Source organism: Candidimonas sp. SYP-B2681 (assembly GCF_003971065.1).
In the GTDB taxonomy this organism is placed as follows: Bacteria; Pseudomonadota; Gammaproteobacteria; order Burkholderiales; family Burkholderiaceae_B; genus Pollutimonas.
Genome location: NZ_RYDV01000006.1, coordinates 293,710 through 312,907, shown reverse-complemented (window position 1 = coordinate 312,907; position 19,198 = coordinate 293,710). Strand labels below are relative to the sequence as shown.

Genomic DNA, 19,198 nt, shown 5'->3' with positions numbered 1-19,198 from the left:
ATGCTCGCTTGTCTATGAGGGGTGAGGCTCCTGATAATTGGGCACTTAGAACACGAGAGAATGGAGTTGTAAATGAGACTTACGAAGATACTTTGTGCCGGTTTGTTGGCATTACCTTGGTTGGCGGCGGCGCAGGCATCCGTCTATCCCGACCGGCCCGTGACCTTCATCGTACCGTTTGCTGCAGGCGGCCCCACCGATTTAGCTGCACGTTTACTGAGCGAAAAGCTCGCCGACTCATTTGGCCAGCCTTTCGTGGTCCAGAATCGGGCCGGAGCCACAGGGCTGATAGGTCAAACGCAGGCTATGCGAGCAAAGCCTGACGGGTACACCTTGCTGATCGCCAGTAATAGCAGCCATATCCTGGCCCCGCTTTCGCAACCCAAGATGCCCTACGATCCTGTTGAAGACTTCGCACCAATTAGCTTGCTGGGTCAGTACCCCCTTGTGCTGAACGTATTTCCTGACCTGCCGGCTAATAGCGTGGACGAGCTTATCTCGCTAGCGAAAAAGCGACCCGGACAGCTGAACTTTGGCAGCGTGGGTGCGGGCAGCGTGATTCATATGACCGGCGAGCAGTTTAAGAAAAAGGCCGGCTTGGACATCTTGCATATACCGTACAACGGCACGCCTCCTATGACGACCGCACTGATGGCTGGCGAGATCGAGATGCATTTCAACAGCGTCAGTAATACGAAACCATTGGCGGATGGCGGCCGCGTACGAGCGCTTGCGGTCACCGGCGATAAACGCGCGCCTTTGCTTCCTAATGTGCCGACCTTGGCGGAAATCGGAATGGAAGGCGTCGATGCGCACGTGTGGCTGGGAGCTCTCGCACCCAAGGGCACTCCGCAGCCGATTCTGGAACAGCTGCAAACCGAGATCCGCAGAATTCTGGAGAACGACCCGGCACTTCGCAAGGTTTTCCATGAGAATGGCTTTGAGATCGTTGCGAGCGATGCCGCAACGTTTGCGGCCCGTATCGGCAAGGAACAGGCGCAGTGGAAAGAGCTGATGTCTTCTATCGAGGTGCACGCTAAATGAAACGTCCTGACCTGATGCAACCTGGCTTACAAGGTGCCTTCGTAAAAGACGGTTTTGCACGTGGACCTTCGGTGCCCCGAACCTCCACGCAGCTTGAAGGGATGCGATTGGCGGTAAAAGATGTCTTCGATGTTGAGGGACTACGCACTGGCGCGGGCAACCCTGTTTGGTGGCAGGCGCAGCACGAAGCAGGTACCTCGGCATTCGCCGTGTCTGCACTGCTCGCGGCGGGCGCAGAATGGCTTGGTAAAACGGTGACTGACGAACTCGCTTTTAGCCTGACCGGCGCCAATGTCCACTATGGCACCCCTGTGAACCCGGCCGACGCCTGTCGTATTCCAGGCGGTTCCTCGTCCGGATCCGCCGTCGCGATAGCGGCAGGACATGCCGACATCGGGCTCGCCACCGATTGTGGCGGCTCGGCGCGGCTACCCGCGAGCTACTGCGGCGTATGGGGGATACGACCCACACATGGCTATGCTGGAAAGTCGGGTTTTCCGCTGGCGCCCAGCTTCGATACTGTTGGTTGGTTCACCCGGTCTGGTGAAGCACTGATGGATGTCTTGCGTGTTCTCATACCAGACTCAGCGGTGTGCGAGCCTCGGGCGTGGCTAGTGCCTGACGACGCACTCGCCATTTGCGATCCGGCGGTAAAGGCAGCCATGGCGAATTTGCTCGAGAGCCTCAAGCTCTCGCTCAAGCCCGTCCCTTCTGGAAGCCTGCCACTCGGCGAGTGGGCCGATGCGTATCGGGTTCTGGCGGGGGCGGAAATCTGGGGCGAACATGGGAGCTGGGTCACTGAGAGTGGTGACCATTTGGCCGCGGACGTGCGGGCCCGTTTCATCGCAGCATCGGAGCTCTCTGTCGCGGAAGTAGATCGGGGGCAAATTATCCGAAGAGCCGCGACGCAAACGTTGGACACCTTGCTATCAGACAATGCCGTGATCCTCATGCCAACGGCACCGGGCCCAGCGCCTTTGTGTACCGCCGCGCCTGAAACGCTCTTGGCTGAGCGGCAGCGTGTGCAGAAGCTACTTTCTGGCGCCGGCTTGGCGGGGCTTCCACAGGTTTCGTTTCCCTGGATTACCGTTAATGGCGCTCCAGTCGGGTTGTCCGTGATAGGCGCGCGAGGCAGTGACGCCGCCGTGGTCCACGCTGCGATGCTGCTGGATCAGGCTCTCTCGCGCCAGTAGTACGTCGAAGCAGACGGCCCCTTTAACTGCATTAGAGGCTGTCAGCTCAGTACTGAGAAAACCAAAAGCCGCTCGCACAACGAGCGGCTTTTTGCCGCCGCCACGCGCGCCACCAGGACGAGATCAGTGAGAACACGGTAGTTCAACGGATGTCGCCTTGTGCGCAATCGGGTGGATACTTCCATATCAAAAATGTATGTATACACCCTTTCTTTTCATTTGACTGCATGCGGTCGCCGATCTCACAATCCTCTTGCAAACAGTGTTTCTCCATGCTTCATCCTCCATCACACTCAAGGAGATGTAAATGCATTTACGTATGAAACTCACGGCGGCCGTTATTGCGACTTTGTGCGCTTCCACTTCCTGGGCCGCGTCTACGCTTTATGTGGCCGCAAATGGCGGGTCGACCGAGAAGCTGATGAAGGAAAAGATATTTCCGGCCTTCGAGAAAGAGCATCCCGGTACTAAAGTGATTCAGGTGACCGGCACCTCGACTGAAACCTTGGCCAAGCTGCAGGCCCAGCGCAGCAAGCCGGAAATCGGCGTTGCCTTGATCGATGATGGTCCGATGTGGCAGGCACTGCAATTGGGATACTGTACGTCGGTCAAGCCTGAAACCTACAAGGATTTGTATTCGATGGCCAATATCGACGGCAAGGCCGTGGGTATAGGCTTGGTGGCTACCGGACTGGCGTATAACACCGAGGCCTTCAAAAAGATGGGGGTGCCGCCTCCCGATTCCTGGGAAGCGCTGCTCGATCCAAAATTCAAACAGAAAGTGGTGATTCCTTCGATCACCAATACCTATGGTTTGCACACGCTCGTCGTCTTTGCGCGCTTGCGCGGCGGTGGTGAAAAAAACATTGATCCGGGCTTTAAAGCGATGATCGACGAGGCTCAGCCCAACGTCCTGTCCTGGGAACCGACGCCCGGCAAGTTGGCCGAAATGTTCCAGAACGGAAGCGTGATTCTCGCCGCGCACGGAAGTGGCCGGGTGCAGGCGCTGAAAAATACCGGCTTTCCGGTAGAAATGGTCTACCCCAAGGAGGGCGCCGTGTCCCTGCAGATTGCCGGTTGCGCCATAGACAAGAGCCCAGAGCCGGAACTGGCTCAGGCCTTCCTGCAGTTCCTGGTGCGTCCTGAAAATCAAGTCCTGCTGGCGACCAGCGAAGGCTGGGGACCGACCAACAAGACGGTGGAACTGCCGCCCGAGGTCGCCAAGAGGGTGCCCTACGGTGCAAAAGCCGTTGAAAACATGCTCGTCATGGACTGGACCGCGATCAACCCCAAACGTGCCGAGTGGACAACGCGTTGGAATCGTACTGTAGAGCGCTAATTTTTCAGTCGTTGTAAAAGGCAGAGGGATCCGCCATGACTTACTTGACTCTTGATGGACTTGCAAAGCGATACGGCGATCTTACCGTGGTCGAAGATATTAGTCTCAATATTGAACGTGGCGAGTTTCTCTCCCTGTTGGGGCCCTCAGGCTGCGGCAAGACCACCACCCTGCAAATGGTGGCCGGTTTTACCGAGCCGACCCGGGGCCGAATCCTGCTAGAAGGGCGCGATATTACAGACACTCGCCCAGAGAAGCGCGGCATGGGTATTGTGTTTCAGAGCTACGCGCTATTCCCGCATATGTCCGTGGCAGGCAATATTGGTTTTGGCCTTGAAATGCAGGGCATGGGGCGTAGCGAGCGATCAAAGCGCATCACCGAAACGCTCGAGCTCGTTCGTCTCGAGGGGCTGGGCCACCGATACCCGCGCGACCTTTCGGGCGGGCAGCGTCAGCGCGTGGCCGTTGCGCGGGCGTTGGCCATACGACCCAATGTGCTCTTGCTGGATGAGCCCATGTCCAATCTGGACGCAAAGTTGCGCGAGGAAATGCACGTCGAGCTGCGTGCTATCCAGAAGCAGCTGGGTATCACGACCATACTCGTGACCCACGACCAGATCGAGGCCATGACCATGAGCGACCGCATTGCTGTCATGCATGGCGGGCGTATCGTCCAGGTGTCCACGCCTTTTGACGCTTACGAGCGTCCCGAGTCGGCGTTTGCGTCCAGCTTCCTGGGCAAGACCAACTGTATTCCCGCACGTATCGTCGACCGGCAGCCTGGCTGTTGCCGGGTGGAAATGGGCGGGCTCAATATGCGTATTCCGCATGAAAGCTGTCAATTTCCCGAGAACATTCAGGTTTACATTCGGCCTGAAAAAATCCGCATGGTGTCGTCGGCGGACAGCCGCATAAGCAGCGTCGTGCGGGCGCGGATGTTCCTGGGCAATCATTGGGCGATGGAGGTCGACGGCCCCCTGGGACGCTTGCGCGTCAATATACCGAATGTGGGCGGGCCGCCCGCGTTTGAAGGCGACACCGTGCACCTGGCTTGGCAGGACGACGACATGCGCATGCTCGAGGCGGAGGCTGCTCATGTCTAGCTCAGTGTCTATCAACGCGCGATCGGCGTGGCGCCGTTCATGGTTTGGCAGTCCGACACCCTGGCTGCTTTGCAGTCCAGCGTTGTTGCTGTTTGTGGGTCTGCTTCTGGTTCCTTTGCTCTTGACGGTGGTGTTGTCATTTTCCGTCTATGACAGCGCCACGGGAACCGGTGAAGGCTATACCTTCGCCAACTACATCGAAGTCCTGAGCGATAGCTACTATCACGAAATATTCCTGCGCACGGGCGGTATGTCGCTGGCGGTGACACTGCTGTGTGTCGTCCTGGGCGTACCGGAAGCCTTGATTTTGTCGCGCATGCGAAGCCCGTGGCGGGCAATTTTCCTGGTCGTGATTCTGGGCCCTTTACTGATCTCCGTGATTGTGCGTACGCTGGGCTGGGCAATCCTGATGGGCAATGAGGGCTTGATCAACTCTGCGCTGCAATCGTGGGGTCTTATCGACAGCCCGATCAAGATGCTCTACACCATGGGAGGCGTCACCATCGCGCTCACACACGTGCTGATTCCGTTCATGATCATCTCGGTCTGGGCGTCCCTCCAAAGGCTGGACACTTCCGTGGAAAACGCTGGGCTCTCGTTGGGCGCATCGCCCATGACTGTGCTGCGTCGCGTGATATTCCCTCAGATCATGCCCGGGGTGCTTTCGGGCAGCATCATCGTGTTCGCTCTGGCGGCGTCTGCCTTTGCCACCCCGGCCATATTAGGGGGGCGCCGTCTCAAGGTGGTCGCTACGGCTGCCTACGACGAGTTCACGGGGACCTTGAATTGGCCCCTGGGCGCGGCCATCGCCATATTATTGCTTATCGCCATGGTCGCCATCATTCTCGGCAGCAACTATCTGGTCGAGCGCCGTTATCACGCGGTCTTCGCGCGCTAGGGGGTAGCATGCAAAAGAACCGCTGGCTGGCGCTTACGTATCACTCCTTCTTCATCCTGTTCATCACGGCACCCTTACTCGTTGTGGTGGCGGTATCGTTCACCTCGCTCGGCTACATTTCCTTGCCCACCCAGGGGCTGTCGCTGCGATGGTTTTATGCCATCCTGGAGGAGCGCCAGTTCATTGATGCCTTCCTGATGTCGACGTGGCTGGCATTGGTGAGCGCTTCGGTGGCGGTTACGCTTGCCATTCCCGCCGCACTGGCCTTGGCGCACTATCGGTTTCCCGGCCGCAATGCCTTGACCGCCTTTTTCTTGTCTCCCTTGATGATCCCTCATGTGGTCATGGGCATCGCTTTCTTGCGCTTCTTCAATCAGGCGGGATTCAGCGGGTCTTTCGGGTGGTTATCCATGACGCACGTAATCGTGGTGTTTCCCTATGCGCTCAGGCTGACGCTCGCCTCTGCGATCGGTCTGAGTCGAGACGCCGAATTGGCTGCGCGTTCGCTGGGCGCTAAGCCTCATACGGTTTTCCGCCGCATCGTGTTGCCCCTTATTCTGCCGGGCGTGGCGGGCGGCTGGATGTTGGCATTCATACAGAGCTTTGATGAAGTCACGATGACGATCTTTGTGGCGACGCCTGGTACGACGACCTTGCCCGTAGCGATGTACAGCTATATCTCGCAAAGCATTGATCCGTTGGTTGCTTCGCTTTCGGCCGTCTTGATTGTGGCCACCACGATTACGTTGTTTGTTCTCGACCGCCTGGTCGGCCTCGACCGTGTTTTGGTCGGCAAAGGATAGCGATGTCACGCGATAGCGATGTGATCGTGGTGGGCGCTGGGCTGGTTGGAAGCGCCATTGCCTACGGCTTGCTGCGGCAAGGTTTGAACGTCGCCTTGCTCGATGAAGGCGATGTGGCCTTCCGTGCCTCGCGCGGCAATTTCGGTCTGGTGTGGGTGCAGGGTAAAGGATATGGGTGCGCCGCTTATGCACGCTGGACCCTGGCGTCTTCCAAGTTGTGGTCGGGTTTTGCGGCCGATTTGCTTGACGAAACCGGCGTGAATGTCGAGCTCATTCAGAATGGCGGATTCCACTTCTGCTTGAGCGACGCTGAGTTCTCGGAACGCCGCAAGCGCCTGGAATGGCTGCAGGCTGAGGTCGGGCCGCACTACGAATTCGAAATGCTTGAGCAAGTCGCCTTGCGCGATCGCCTGCCCGGTGTCGGGCCAGACGTGACCGGAGCCAGCTATACGCCTATGGATGGTCATGTGAACCCCTTGAAGCTGTTTCATGCCTTGCATAAAGCTTGTGTGGGGCGGGGCGCTGCGTTGCATGTCAATCGCCGGGTCGACGGCATCCGCTATGACAACCGCGCATTTACCGTTACGACTGCGGGAGACACGGTTCGTGCACCGCGCCTGATCCTGGCGGCCGGGCTGGGCAATAAAGTGCTGGCGGACAAGGTCGGCCTGTACGCGCCGGTCGAACCCAATCAGGGCCAGGTGCTGATCGGGGAAAGGATAGCGCCGTTTCTGAAGAATCCCACGATTTACGTGCGCCAAACGGACGAGGGCACGATTCAGATCGGCGACTCCATGGAAGACTGCGGATACAACGATACCACCCGCACTGATGTTCTGGCCGCGATTGCCGCGCGGGCCATCGTCTGTTTTCCCCGTTTGGCGAACTTGAACATTGTGCGCAGCTGGGCCGCCCTGCGCGTTATGTCGCCCGACGGCTATCCGATCTATCAAGAATCGACGACCTGTCCCGGCGCCTTTGTGGCTACCTGCCACAGCGGTGTCACGCTTGCAGCGGCTCACGCGCTGCGGGTCGCGCCATGGATGGCGGGCCAGTCACCGCCTGAAGAAATGGATGTCTTTTCCGGCGCACGATTCCTCGACCCTCATCGCGAGTTTCACAATGACCACTAATGCATTCTCAATACTGCCCGACGCCGCGCCCACGTTCATCAACATCAGTTTCAATGGCCAGACTCGTAGGGTGCCGGCTGGCGTCAGCGTCGCCGCCGCCTTGTTGGGCTCGGGCGAAATGCGTCTTCGCGCCTCACCAGTCAGCGGGGCGCCTCGCGCTCCCTACTGCATGATGGGCGTCTGCTTCGAGTGCCTGGTTGAAATCGACGGGGTGCCGAACCGGCAGGGTTGCCTCATTCCGGTTCAGGAAGGCATGCAAGTGCGCTCGCAGGAAGGCCGGGCACAGTTGGCCGAGCCACTGGAGTCACATGATCATGAATAGCGATGCAGATATCGTCGTCATCGGTGCGGGCCCAGCGGGCATGGCCGCCGCCACGCTCGCGGCCCGCAGCGGCGCGCGGGTGACCCTGCTGGACGAGCAGGATGGCCCCGGGGGGCAGATCTGGCGCAGCATCACTGCCGCATCGCAAGCCAGGCTTCAGACGCTGGGCCCCGACTACGCCGCAGGCCTCACGCCCGCACAGGACTTTGCCCAGTCGGGCGCAGAACATATCCGGCGTGCGACCGTGTGGCAAGTGACGCGCGAGGGTGTCGTCAATTATCTGAATGCGGGCGCGTCAAGTTCCATCCGCGCCAAGCGGGTTATTTTATGCAGTGGGGCGATGGAGCGCCCGTTTCCCATACCCGGCTGGACCTTGCCCGGCGTGATGACGGCCGGTGCGGCTCAAATTCTGCTTAAAAGCGCCGATACTGTACCGACGCATCCCGCGGTGCTCGCGGGGTGTGGGCCGCTGCTATATTTGCTGGCCTGGCAATATGTCCGTGCAGGCGTGCCCATTGCCGCCATCATAGACACCACCGATTCCAGCGACTATCGACGCGCGATGCTGCATCTTCCCACCGCCCTGAGAGCCTGGCCTTACCTGAAGAAAGGGCTTTCCCTGCTGCGCGTGTTGCGTCAGAAGAAGGTCCCGTTCTTCAACGGCGCGACCGATCTGAAGATCGAGGGCGACGACGCTGTCAGAGCCATCCACTTTGCCAGCGGCGGAAAAAACCACCGTCTTGAAACCGAGCTAATTCTGTTGCACCAGGGTGTGGTGCCCAACACGCAATTCACGTGGGCACTGCGTGCCCCGCACTCGTGGGATGCGGCCCAGTTGTGCTGGCGCCCCGACACCGATGAGCTGGGACGCCTTGCCGAGGTCGAACAGGTGCTTGTGGCGGGAGACGGTCGAGGCATCGGCGGGGCGGGGGCGGCGAGCATACAGGGCCGCCTGGCCGCGCTGGCCGCGCTGCAGGATGTTGGCCTGATCAGTTCCGAGAAGGTCCGGTCGCAGATGGATGCGGCGCGCATAGAGCTGCAAGCCCATATGCGCATCCGTCCGTTCCTCGATGCCCTGTATCGTCCCAAGGATGCCAACCGCATTCCCGCTGACGGCGTGCTGGTGTGTCGCTGTGAAGAAGTCACGGCCGGAGCAATACGCGGTTTTGTGAAACTGGGGTGCACCGGTCCCAATCAAACCAAATCGTTCGGCCGATGCGGGATGGGACCTTGCCAGGGTCGCCTGTGCGGTTTGACCGTCACCGAAGTCATCGCCGAAGCGCGCAAAACCTCGCCGGAGGACGTCGGGTATTACCGCATCCGCCCACCGATCAAACCTATCACGCTGGCCGAATTGGCGGCTACCCGCGATAATTAGCTCAACCAACCACCACGGAGATCATCCATGTCAGACATCACTCGCATCGAAACCAACGAACGCATGAGCCGCGTCGTCATTCATAACGGCACCGTGCTCATTGGCGGACTGACCGCGGGTGACGCGACGCAAGATATCAAGGGGCAAACCAAGCAGGTGCTTGACAAGATCGACAGCTATCTGGCCAAGGCCGGCACCGACAACACGCGCATGCTGTCGGCCCAGATCTGGCTCAAGGACATCGAGCGCGATTTCGCAGGCATGAACGAGGTATGGGATGCCTGGCTGCCCAAGGGGGTTGCGCCCGTACGAGCAACCGGCGAATCAAAGCTGGCCCGCGGTGATCTGCTGGTGGAAATCATCGTCACGGCATCGCAGGCATAAGTAGCCGAAGGAATCAATGAACCCCAAGAGTATCGAGGCTTTCCGGGCCGTGATGCTTTCCGGCTCGATGACGATTGCGGCGCGTGACATCCACACGACGCAACCGAATGTCAGCCGGTTGATTTCACATCTGGAATACGATCTGGATATGAAGTTGTTCGAGCGGACGGGGAACAAGCTCGCTCCTACCGATGAGGCCATCGCGTTTCTAGTAGAAGTCGAACGATATTACCTGGGGCTTAAAACCCTGGCGGACTCCGCGAACAATATTAAGCGTTTCGGATCTGGCAGGCTGCGTATCGCTACGGCGCCCGCGCTGGGATTGGGGTTCATTGCTCGCGCCGTCAAACGCTTTTCTGAAATCTGTCCCGGCGTCACCGTGTCGGTGCGCACTAATAACTCCGCTACGCTGGAACAGCTGATTGCTTCGCAATTGTGCGATGTCGCGCTGGCCGTCTATGCCAGTGGCGGCAACTCCAACGCGGTCAAGGTCGAAAAGTTGGCGGATATCCGCGGCATGTGCGCCCTGCCCGCCGGTCATCGTTTGGCCGATCGCTCTGTTATTCAGGCAAGCGATCTGGGGGGTGAATCGTTTATTTCGTTATCGCACCACGATGGCATGCGCGAGCGCGTGGATTCCCTATTCCAGGATTTGCACATTAGCCGAAGTATGTTGGTCGAAACCGAGTTCTTCGCCACCATTTGTTGCATGGTCATTCACGGCGTGGGCGTCAGCGTGGTCAATCCATTGGTCGCGAAGGACTTTATCGCGCAAGGGCTGGTGCTGAAACCCCTCGAGCCCCGCGTCGAGTTTCCCGTTTATCTGCTGAGCCCCAGCCATCGGCCAGCCAGCATACTGGCGCAGCAGTTTCTGGATGTCGTGCGCCAGCTTCTCGCCGAGTACATGCGCGAGCTTACAACGCAGTCGCCTTTGAAAACCGACTGAGCGACAAGCCATCGATCTGCACCTGGCTGGCACCATCCAGGATAAGCTCGGATACGGCTCGCCCCGATGCCGGGCCCAATTGAAAGCCGCTGGATGAAAAGCCGCAGGCGTAAATGAGCTTGGAAGCCGCTGTGCTCGGCCCGAGTATGGGGGTGTGATCGGGCGTGAAGCCTTCTATCCCGGACCACGCGCGATTGATGGACACGTGCTCCAGAAAGGGAAACAGATCGGTCACGATTTTTGCGCTGTTCGCCAGGCGCGAGAAGTCCAGTTCCGCATGGGCAGCCTCGATGTCGACGCCGCAATGCAACTCGCCGCCAATCACCACCGTTCCATTGTCATACTGCTTGAACGATAAACCGCGGCTGGTGGCGCCGACCACGGGTTCAATAAAGTGAGGTAAGCGTTGCGTGACCATCAGCATCAGGCCGCCCGGGGTGACGGGCACGGTTTCGCCCAGGGTTTGCGCGACATAACCCGACCAGGCGCCGGCCGCCACCACCAGGTACTCGGCCTCGAATATGCCCTTGTTGGTTGTCGCTCGCCATTTGGATGCACCCTGCGTAATGTTCTCGACGCGGCAGTTTTCGTGAATGACTGCGCCATGCGCTTCGGCGGCCCGCCGAAAGGCGGTCACCGCACGATAGGGCAGGGCGAAGCCGTCGCGCTCGACCCAGATTGCGCCCGTCACGTGGTCTGAAATCGCCGGTACCAGTTCACGAACCGTCTCTTTGTCGACCAATACCTCGTGAGTAAAGCCATGAGACTGCAGCATGCTGACGCGATCGCGCAAAATCTGTACTTCGTCATCCGTCTCGGAGACCTTGATCTGCCCCTGTGCAACAAACCCCGCATCGTCGCCAATGAGGTCTTTCAAGTCGTGCCACAAATCGCAAGAGGCCAGCGTAAGGTGTGTTTCGGCCAAAGGGCGCCCCAGGGTGCGTACGCCCCCCGCGTTCACGCCTGACGCATGGCGGCCACAATAATCTGCTTCGAGGACGGCAACGCGTAGCCCTCGACGCGCAAGAAAAAATGCGCTGGCGCAGCCATGAATGCCACCACCAATAATCACCACGTCGAACGTTTTTTGTTCCACTTTCCCAAGCCTATTCGTGTTCATGCATGCCGGTATGCCAGTGGGCAAAGAGCCCATGACGTTCACTTTACTGGCGTTGTTCCGCGAAGGCGAATCATTAGATTTTTGCCTTCATACATAATTGGTATGAAGGGCTTTGTGAATAGCGACGCAATTCGTCGGGACATAGGAGTCACATGTCGGATCATGTCGCCCGGTCCAAGCGAATTGAGTAAGGTCCTGATTAGTCAGGGGACATTTACAATTTAAAGGCCGAGTAGCGGTAAAGAAAGTGGGGTCGATGGTCGTAAACAGGGAGGCAGCCGCGTCAATAGACGCCATCCCGCTTGCCACTATCCGAAGTTTAGCTCCCCGAAAAGGCGGCCTTGGGCCGCGGCTTGTTTACGCCATGAAGATCCAGACCAACCTAACCGCTTTACTCTCGCAGCAGGCCCTGCGCGGGTCGGGTAAGTCGTTGTCTGAAGCGATTGAACGATTATCCTCTGGCTTGCGCATTAACTCGGCGAAAGACGATGCGGCGGGGCTGGCCATTGCCAATCGCATAACCAGCCAAGTACGCGGCCGCGATCAAGCTCAGCGCAATGCAATGGACGCCATAGGCATGGCGCAAACAGCAGAGGCGGGGGTAAACGAGATGAATGCAGCCCTGCAGCGGGTCCGGGAGCTTGTCGTACAAGCCGGAAATGGCACCCTTAGCGCATCGGACCGGCACACCATCCAACACGAGGTAGACCAGCGGCTAGCCCAAATTCAAGATATATCTCAGAACACGAGCTTTAATGGCATTGAACTGCTACGCAACACGGGGTCGCTTTGCATGCAGGTCGGCCCAAACAATACTGAAGCCGATGTCTTTCCTTTCAACCTGCGTGCCTTGGACTTGACGGCGTTGGGCCTGGAGAATGGCCTTTTTCCTTTCCGCATCGTCGAGGGCGGCAACCCTTTGCCTTTAAGCCCACCAATACAGACAACCCACGCGGGTACCGGCGTGAACGCAGGCAGCTATAAACTGCAGGTGAACGGTGTCACGCACTGGGATACGGTACTCAACCTGGAACAAGCTGCTGCTTATTACGGGACGACTCCGGCGGAAGTCACGATTCATCGGGTGATCGACCCGCTTAGCGGTGCTGAAGTACAGGGGTACTTCATCGCCAAACTCGGCGACCACTACATGATAGAGGAGGACAAATCACTTCAGCTGGATTTCGCCAAGGGAACGGCAACGCTGGTTATTACCTCCCATAAAGGGCGAACCTTCATCGATCCGGACAATGGGGTGTCTGTGCCGCAGCGCGCTACCGAGGCGACCATTATCGCTAAAAGCGGTATGACACCCGACGGTAAGGTGGTGCTTTACTATGATTTCCAAGGCAAGGCTTTTGCGCGCAACGGTGGGCCGTTCGTCTTAAGCGGCCCACGCGCTAACGATATCGCTATCGTTAGACAGACTCCATCAACCGCGGAACCGTTGATGAAGATCGATGCCGCCATCGCCGAGCTTAGCGCCTACCGTAGCTATTTAGGTTCAGCGCAGAACCGGCTGGAGTCCATCGTTATCGGTCACCAAAATGCCAATATCAGTCTTACGCAGGCCCGGTCCCGCATTGAAGACGCTGATTACGCCCAGGAAGTTTCCCGCATGACGCGCAGCAAAATTCTTCAGCAAGCTGGTGCGGCCGTGTTGGCGCAAGCAAACCAGCATCCCCGGCAAGTGCTGTCTTTGCTGACCTGACGGTAGGGTCAGGTCATGCAGGCAGGTATTCAGGAGGTTGTGCCTGAATGCCGGATTCAACTAATAGACATCTGAAGCTTCCTGGACTACGACTCGTATTGTCCGAAGCGAACGATGGTATCGGCTGCAAAGCGAGGCAATGTTGGCATGATCAGCACGGCGTTATCAAATAAAGTGCGTATCGGCTCGCCTTTGTCCTGCCCGATGATGGACCCTTTGCTGGGTATAACCTCCATGCCCACATCCTGTTCGACAAAATAAAAGTCTGACGCCTTGTGCCAAAAAGCCCTTGTCAGGGTCCTATAATTCGCCGAATATGTAATTCCAACCTTGATTCTCGTAAAAGGTGATCCGTCATGCACACAGTCGCACAAATTCTAAAAGCCAAACAGACTCGGGCGGTCCACAGCATTTCCCCCGGGGCGCTCGTAATGGACGCGATCAGGCTTTTGGCTGAAAAAGGCATCGGGGCGTTATTGGTAACCCAGGACGAGCAAATCGTCGGAATTTTTACCGAGCGCGATTATGTCAGAAAGGTGGAAGTGTTGGGGCGCTCCCCAGAAACCACCTGGGTAAAAGACATCATGAGCGCCCCTGTTATGTACGTCAGCCTGGACCAAAGCAACGAGGAGTGCATGGCCTTGATGACCGAAAATCGCTTGCGCCACTTGCCCGTCCTCGACAAAGGCGAGCTGGTCGGCATTATTTCTATCGGCGATCTGGTGAAGGACATTATTTCCGAGCAGCAATTCATTATCGACCAGCTCGAACGGTATATTCAAGGGGCAAAGGGTTAAGCGGATGGTCGTACATGCCTCAAACCTCACGGCGATTTAGCGTTTGCGTACAGAGCTTGTAGTGTGCCGTTGCGAGGAAGTCACCACACCCCCAGAAAACCGATCGCCTCGACGAGTCTAGGTGAACCTCAGGCTTTGACTGTTTGAACCCTTTTTCTGAGGTTCACCAGCTATGCGGTGCTAGATACTCGCGATCAGCCCGCCATCTACGCGAATGATCGACCCCGTAATGTACGACGCCTGTTCGCTCGCCAAGAAAGTCGCTGCAGCGCCATACTCTTCCGGTTTTCCATAGCGTTTTACCGGGATGGAGCCCGTGCTTTCGCTGACTACGCTGTCATAGCTGCGGCTTTCGCGTGCGGCTTTGGCTTCATCCAGGGAAACGATACGCGCGGTGGCGATGCGGCCCGGGATGATGACGTTGCTGGTGATTCCGTCGGCGCCGACTTCGCGCGCCAGCGTCTTGGACCAACCGACCAAAGCGCTACGCAAGGAATTCGACAGGCCCAGGTTTGCAATGGGTGCGACCACCCCCGACGAGGCGCTGGTGATAATTCGCCCCCAGCCCTGCGTCTTCATGTGGGGCAGGACGAGGTCGGTCATTGTTACTACCGAAAGCACCATCTCGGAAAAGTGCTGCTCCCAGATGCCTCGTTCGACATTCTGTACCAGGCTTGGAGGTGGGCCGCCGGTGTTGTTAAACAGAATATCGATGGCGCCGACGGTGTCGACGATTTCCCTATGCCACTGTTTAAAAAGCCCCAATTGCGCCAGGTCCCAGACTTTGCCAATGGCTTTGCCGCCGGCCTTTTCTATGGCTTCGCACGTTCGCTGCAACATGTCTGCATTAATGTCGCTGACAACGACGGTCGCCCCTTCAGAGGCAAGGGCTTGCGCTACCGCGCTCCCCAAGCCACCTCCTGCGCCATGTACCAGAGCGACTTTTTTGTTTAAACCAAGATCCATGATCGGATTCCCTTCGAATGAATTAATTATGGGATGCGTGATCGCGAGGCATCAAGTGCCGACGCTTAGCGGTGCACGCAATTTACGCAGCATGGCGATGACGCTTTGCGCGGTGATGCGGCCGGTTTTCGGATTTTCCGACGGGATGTTCTGGATTTCCATTGACAGCAATGCCGAGTCGGAAATGACTTCGATACGGTGCGTGTTGTGCTCGAGTGTGGGATCGGCCCAGACTTCCAGGAGTGTCTTGTCGGGACCCACACCTGCCAGCGATACACTGACCGCCACGTTCAGGTTGGCCGGGAAACCTGCGGCCGCTTCGCGCGCCGTGCCAGAAAAAATCAAAGTCGGCTCTTTCAAGTTCAAAACATCAATGTTTTGTTGTTCCAGGAAGGGCGCTCCGATGAAACCCTTGGTGGGTTTGCGGGACGTCATCTTGACCGACTCAATCTTCCCTTCGGCTGCTCCCAGAATGGCGTCAAGACCTAGGATGGCACCCGATGGCACCAGGATTTGACCGCCGTGCTCTCGTGCCAGATCAACGAGTTCCGGGCTGGCAAGCAGCGCACCGCTGCTGAGCGAGATGAGCTTTTTGCCCGCCCGCAGAACTGGCGTCGCAATGGCTGACAGGTATTGGGCCGGAGCGCATTCGATGACGATGTCACAGTGGGGCTCCAGGTCTTCTAGTCGCGTGAACGTTGGGCTGCCTTGGCCACCCCAGTCAAAGTCGGGCGGGGCGGCAGGGTCTCTAACGCCTACGGCTGCTAGCGTGACACCATCTATACCCTGGTTAATCTGGCGTGCGATCGAGCGGCCGATCGCACCGAAGCCGGCCAGGCCTACGCGTATATTTTCCATCTGTTCATCCCTGTTCTACAAAGTTATTCGGCCTTGAAGGCGACCGACTTCATTCTAAGAAAGAGATATTGCACGAACAAACGATTTGTTATCAGTCCAGCGATTAGCCTGGCTAATAGCTTGTGAAAAATGCGCGCTCGCGCTACAGGCTAATGCTGGACTGGATTGCGCTATTTTCAACGGTTAGGCGCGCCTGTTCCAATATCCAATTGCGAAATTTCTGAATGGCGGAATGTTTTCGCGAAGACGTGCGAGTAAGCAAATAGTAGTCGCCAGCGCTTCGAACTCGGTGTATCTCGGGCATCAGCACGTCGAACTCGTTGCGCCCGGGATAGCCCTGCAGCAAAACATCGGGAATCAATGCAATGCCTTTGTGATCCTGTGCTGCGCCCAGCGCAATATAAAAATGGCCGTATTCCGGCTCATTACCGGTCGGCGAATAGTCGACACCATAGGCTTTTAGCCAGTCACGCCACGCATGGGGGCGGCTTGCCGTATGGACCAGCGATGCCGTTTTAAAGTCAGTGATTTCTTCGATGGGAGGCTGGGTCGCATACCACTGCTTCGATGCAATGGGAACCATGACATCATGGAAAAGCAAATCTGCCTCGATATCGGTCCACGATTGCAACATCACCAGATTCACGGTGGGGAAGTGCGACGGATAGCGTTGGCCCGGCAGCTTTCCCACTCGCAACGCCACGTCGATATTGTGGGACTGCATATCGACCGGCCGGATGTCTGATACGACGCGTACTTCGATGTCCGGGTTCTCGGATGCAAACGACGCAAGGCGCGGCATCAGCCATAGTGTGCCTATCGTCGGAATCGTGCTGACGGTAAGCGTCTCGTGATGAGTCGGGTTCGTCAGATTGCGAGTGGCAAGTTCAAGACCCTCGAGCAGAATGCGGCATGCCTCGTAGTATTGCTTGCCCTGGTTCGTGAGTTCGACAGTGCGGGCGTGGCGAATGAACAGAGGCGTTCCCAGGAATTCCTCCAGCTTGCGGACCTGTAGGCTGATGGCCCCTTGCGTAACGAAGAGTTCTTCCGCGGCCAAGGTGAAAGATAGATGCCGGGCGGCGGCTTCGAAGTGTCGCGTGGCCAGTAAAGGCGGAAGACGTCTAGTCATGTGTATCCATCAAAAGCGGGGAAAAGTAAGGTAAATAGCCGCTATTAGCTGCGCTAATAGCTTCGTACACTTTAAATCGTTTGTCCTGCAATGGGTGCACCTCTAACATAAAAATATGCCGCGGTCGCCACCGCTGGCCGATGCCGCGCTCGGCGTTTTATATAGGAAGGAGCAGGTGATGGTAAATCAGGAATATAAAAAATCCGTTCGTGAACGCTTTTTGAAGGTGGATACATCGAACGTCGCAGACGTATTAGACGAAATGGGTTATCCGGACCAAGGTCTCGCGGCTGGGTTTCAGCACCAAACCGGGGGTGAGCGCCTGGCTGGATGGGCCTACACCATACGCGGTCAGATGACACCGTATGGCTTCGGTGGCGATGCCGACAAGATGAAGGCGTGTGCCGGCTTGTCAGACGGCGACGTATCGGTCTGGTCGGGCGACGGCGATGGCATCTGCTATTTCGGTGAGCTTATCGCCATTGGCATGAAAGAAAAGGGTAGCGTCGGCGCCATTGTAGACGGCGGGCTGCGCGATACGCGCTGGATCAACGCTCTGGGCTTCACTGTGTTTGGTCGCTTCCGCACTCCCGTGCAGTCGATCAGCCGCTGGAAGGTCACCGCGTGCAACGTGCCGGTCTTCATGGAAGGCGCCACGGGTCGCCGGGTCGCGGTCGCTCCCGGTGACTTCATTCTCGGTGACGATGATGGCGCTCTGGTGATCCCACAGGCCGTTGTGGACGAAGTGCTGCAAAAGTCCGAGCAGCTGACGCAGCAAGAAATTGATATCCGTGCAAGCTTGAGCCAGGGCATGTCTTTGGCAGAAGCGCTGGATAAGTATGGCCACGTTTAAGCGTCAGTAAACCGCATACCTCGCCGTCGCGATTGGCAAATATATGCCAACGCGGCGGTGTGAATGAAGTGAACTCGTATGGAGGAGGCAATGAACATGAAAAACAGTTCCGGCGCACTATTGCGCAAGGTTATAAAAACGACAATGTTTGCACTGGCTTGTGGTGTGATGAGCACGGCGCACGCTTGGCCGGACAGGGCGATAAAAATGATCGTCCCGTTTCCGGCTGGCGGCATCAATGACACCGTGGCGCGCCTTACCGCCACCTATCTGGGTGAAGAGCTCAAGACGAGTGTCATCGTTGAAAACCGTGCTGGCGCGGGTGGAACCATAGGAACCATGAGCGCGGTGAACAGTCAAGCCGACGGCTACACCCTATTATTGGGTGCTACCAGCACAATCGCTGTAGCACCGCATCTGTATAAGAATGTCGGCTATTCGCCGAGCAAGGATTTGGTGGCCCTGGGGGGTATTGCGTCTGCTCCGAGTATTGCGGTCACCGCGGCAGATTCCCCCTGGAGTGACCTGGGCGCATTGGTAGCCGCCGACAAAAAAGATCCCGCTGCGATCAATTACGGGTCCGCCGGGGCTGGCACCAGCCATCATATCCAAACCGAACTATTGAAGCTGCGCACTGGCTCGCAATGGATGCATGTACCGTACCGCGGTGGCGCGCCCGCGATGACCGACCTGATGGGTAAGCAAATAGACTTGCTATTGGAGCCCTTGCCGACAGCACTTCCGTTTGTGCAGTCTGGGCGCGTGAAAGCCTTAGGTGTAACGACGCTGCAGCGATCGGCGGTGTTGCCGGACGTGAAAACCTTCCACGAACAGGGAATTACCGACTACGAAGCAACGCTATGGTTTGGCCTATTCGCACCCGTTGGTGTACCGGCTGAAGTCAGCAGTAAAGTGAGCGACGCCTTGCGCCGAGTCTTTGCGCGGCCCGATGTCAAGCAGGATTTGCGCCAACGGGGTATAGACGCGTATCCAGATGGACCCAAGCAATTCGCCGATTTTGTCGAGGCTGAAATCAAACTCTGGGGCGACGTCATTACAAAAGCGAAGATCAGCGTTAATTGAAGTTTGACGTTCGGACGCTTTCGAACGCATTCCATATCAAGCCCTTGTAGATCAAGGGCTTTTTCAAGACGTTGCCAAGTAGGTTCGACTCCTGCTGCTTTCCACCAAGTTGATCTAAGGATGTTGCCGCAAAGGTGC

Annotated in this window: 20 protein-coding genes; 15 read left to right on the top strand and 5 right to left on the bottom strand. The window is 57.5% G+C overall.

Translation table 11 applies throughout. The features are described from left to right. Window positions 1-72: 72 nt before the first annotated feature. The 11 genes from EKL30_RS14380 (at window position 73) to EKL30_RS14330 (ending at window position 10,543) form a co-directional block, all read left to right on the top strand. Entirely contained in the window at window positions 73-1,044 is a 972-nt protein-coding gene (locus tag EKL30_RS14380; protein WP_126707914.1) for a tripartite tricarboxylate transporter substrate binding protein, read from the top strand. Next, the gene (locus tag EKL30_RS14375; protein ID WP_126707913.1) at window positions 1,041-2,237 is read left to right on the top strand and encodes an amidase; all 1,197 of its coding nucleotides are present in this window, start codon (window positions 1,041-1,043) and stop codon (window positions 2,235-2,237) included. The genes EKL30_RS14380 and EKL30_RS14375 overlap by 4 nt, the downstream gene beginning before the upstream one ends. A 307-nt stretch (window positions 2,238-2,544) precedes the next feature. Continuing rightward, on the top strand, window positions 2,545-3,576 hold the full coding sequence (locus EKL30_RS14370; protein ID WP_126707912.1) for an ABC transporter substrate-binding protein: 1,032 nt from the start codon (window positions 2,545-2,547) through the stop codon (window positions 3,574-3,576). 35 nt (window positions 3,577-3,611) lie between these two features. Next, complete coding sequence (locus tag EKL30_RS14365) at window positions 3,612-4,679, top strand: ABC transporter ATP-binding protein (protein WP_126707911.1); 1,068 nt, start codon at window positions 3,612-3,614, stop codon at window positions 4,677-4,679. After that, window positions 4,672-5,577, top strand: a complete 906-nt coding sequence (locus EKL30_RS14360) for an ABC transporter permease (protein WP_126707910.1) — start codon at window positions 4,672-4,674, stop codon at window positions 5,575-5,577. The genes EKL30_RS14365 and EKL30_RS14360 overlap by 8 nt, the downstream gene beginning before the upstream one ends. Before the next feature lie 8 nt (window positions 5,578-5,585). Next, the gene (locus EKL30_RS14355) at window positions 5,586-6,380 is read left to right on the top strand and encodes an ABC transporter permease (protein WP_126707909.1); all 795 of its coding nucleotides are present in this window, start codon (window positions 5,586-5,588) and stop codon (window positions 6,378-6,380) included. A 2-nt stretch (window positions 6,381-6,382) separates the two neighbouring features. Further along, entirely contained in the window at window positions 6,383-7,513 is a 1,131-nt protein-coding gene (locus EKL30_RS14350) for an FAD-binding oxidoreductase (protein ID WP_126707908.1), read from the top strand. Next, window positions 7,503-7,835 (top strand): (2Fe-2S)-binding protein, encoded by a 333-nt coding sequence (locus EKL30_RS14345; protein WP_126707907.1) that lies wholly within the window; start codon window positions 7,503-7,505, stop codon window positions 7,833-7,835. The genes EKL30_RS14350 and EKL30_RS14345 overlap by 11 nt, the downstream gene beginning before the upstream one ends. Beyond that, a complete protein-coding gene (locus tag EKL30_RS14340) occupies window positions 7,822-9,213 on the top strand; it encodes an NAD(P)/FAD-dependent oxidoreductase (RefSeq protein WP_126707906.1) in 1,392 nt (463 codons plus the stop codon). The genes EKL30_RS14345 and EKL30_RS14340 overlap by 14 nt, the downstream gene beginning before the upstream one ends. Before the next feature lie 27 nt (window positions 9,214-9,240). Continuing rightward, on the top strand, window positions 9,241-9,597 hold the full coding sequence (locus EKL30_RS14335) for a RidA family protein (protein WP_126707905.1): 357 nt from the start codon (window positions 9,241-9,243) through the stop codon (window positions 9,595-9,597). A gap of 16 nt (window positions 9,598-9,613) precedes the next feature. Beyond that, window positions 9,614-10,543 (top strand): LysR substrate-binding domain-containing protein, encoded by a 930-nt coding sequence (locus EKL30_RS14330; protein ID WP_126707904.1) that lies wholly within the window; start codon window positions 9,614-9,616, stop codon window positions 10,541-10,543. On the opposite strand, the gene EKL30_RS14325 is transcribed toward EKL30_RS14330, so the two are convergent. Continuing rightward, window positions 10,512-11,639 carry an FAD-binding oxidoreductase gene (locus EKL30_RS14325; protein ID WP_233583143.1) on the bottom strand — a complete coding sequence of 376 codons (1,128 nt, stop codon included), beginning with the start codon at window positions 11,637-11,639 and terminating at the stop codon, window positions 10,512-10,514. The genes EKL30_RS14330 and EKL30_RS14325 overlap by 32 nt on opposite strands. A 388-nt stretch (window positions 11,640-12,027) precedes the next feature. Here EKL30_RS14325 and EKL30_RS14320 point away from each other — a divergent pair, with 388 nt between their 5' ends. Beyond that, entirely contained in the window at window positions 12,028-13,374 is a 1,347-nt protein-coding gene (locus tag EKL30_RS14320; RefSeq protein ID WP_158618425.1) for a flagellin, read from the top strand. An 86-nt stretch (window positions 13,375-13,460) separates the two neighbouring features. Here the strand turns inward: EKL30_RS14320 and EKL30_RS18855 are convergent, their stop codons facing one another. Further along, entirely contained in the window at window positions 13,461-13,610 is a 150-nt protein-coding gene (locus EKL30_RS18855; RefSeq protein WP_158618424.1) for a hypothetical protein, read from the bottom strand. Window positions 13,611-13,730: 120 nt separating this feature from the next. Between EKL30_RS18855 and EKL30_RS14315 the strand changes: the two genes are divergently transcribed. Continuing rightward, a complete protein-coding gene (locus EKL30_RS14315) occupies window positions 13,731-14,171 on the top strand; it encodes a CBS domain-containing protein (RefSeq protein WP_126707901.1) in 441 nt (146 codons plus the stop codon). 180 nt (window positions 14,172-14,351) lie between these two features. Here EKL30_RS14315 and EKL30_RS14310 read toward each other — a convergent pair whose 3' ends face one another. The 3 genes from EKL30_RS14310 to EKL30_RS14300 all read right to left on the bottom strand — a co-directional run bounded on the left by EKL30_RS14310 (window position 14,352) and on the right by EKL30_RS14300 (window position 17,124). Continuing rightward, window positions 14,352-15,137, bottom strand: a complete 786-nt coding sequence (locus EKL30_RS14310; RefSeq protein ID WP_126707900.1) for an SDR family oxidoreductase — start codon at window positions 15,135-15,137, stop codon at window positions 14,352-14,354. Window positions 15,138-15,188: 51 nt separating this feature from the next. After that, window positions 15,189-15,995, bottom strand: coding sequence for an aspartate dehydrogenase (locus tag EKL30_RS14305; RefSeq protein WP_126707899.1), 807 nt, complete (start codon window positions 15,993-15,995; stop codon window positions 15,189-15,191). Window positions 15,996-16,137: 142 nt separating this feature from the next. After that, entirely contained in the window at window positions 16,138-17,124 is a 987-nt protein-coding gene (locus EKL30_RS14300; protein ID WP_126707898.1) for a LysR substrate-binding domain-containing protein, read from the bottom strand. A 178-nt stretch (window positions 17,125-17,302) separates the two neighbouring features. Between EKL30_RS14300 and EKL30_RS14295 the strand changes: the two genes are divergently transcribed. Both EKL30_RS14295 and EKL30_RS14290 read left to right on the top strand, forming a co-directional pair. Then, the gene (locus EKL30_RS14295) at window positions 17,303-17,977 is read left to right on the top strand and encodes an RraA family protein (protein WP_126707897.1); all 675 of its coding nucleotides are present in this window, start codon (window positions 17,303-17,305) and stop codon (window positions 17,975-17,977) included. Between the two features lie 96 nt (window positions 17,978-18,073). Further along, entirely contained in the window at window positions 18,074-19,060 is a 987-nt protein-coding gene (locus EKL30_RS14290; protein WP_158618423.1) for a tripartite tricarboxylate transporter substrate binding protein, read from the top strand. Window positions 19,061-19,198: the final 138 nt, after the last annotated feature.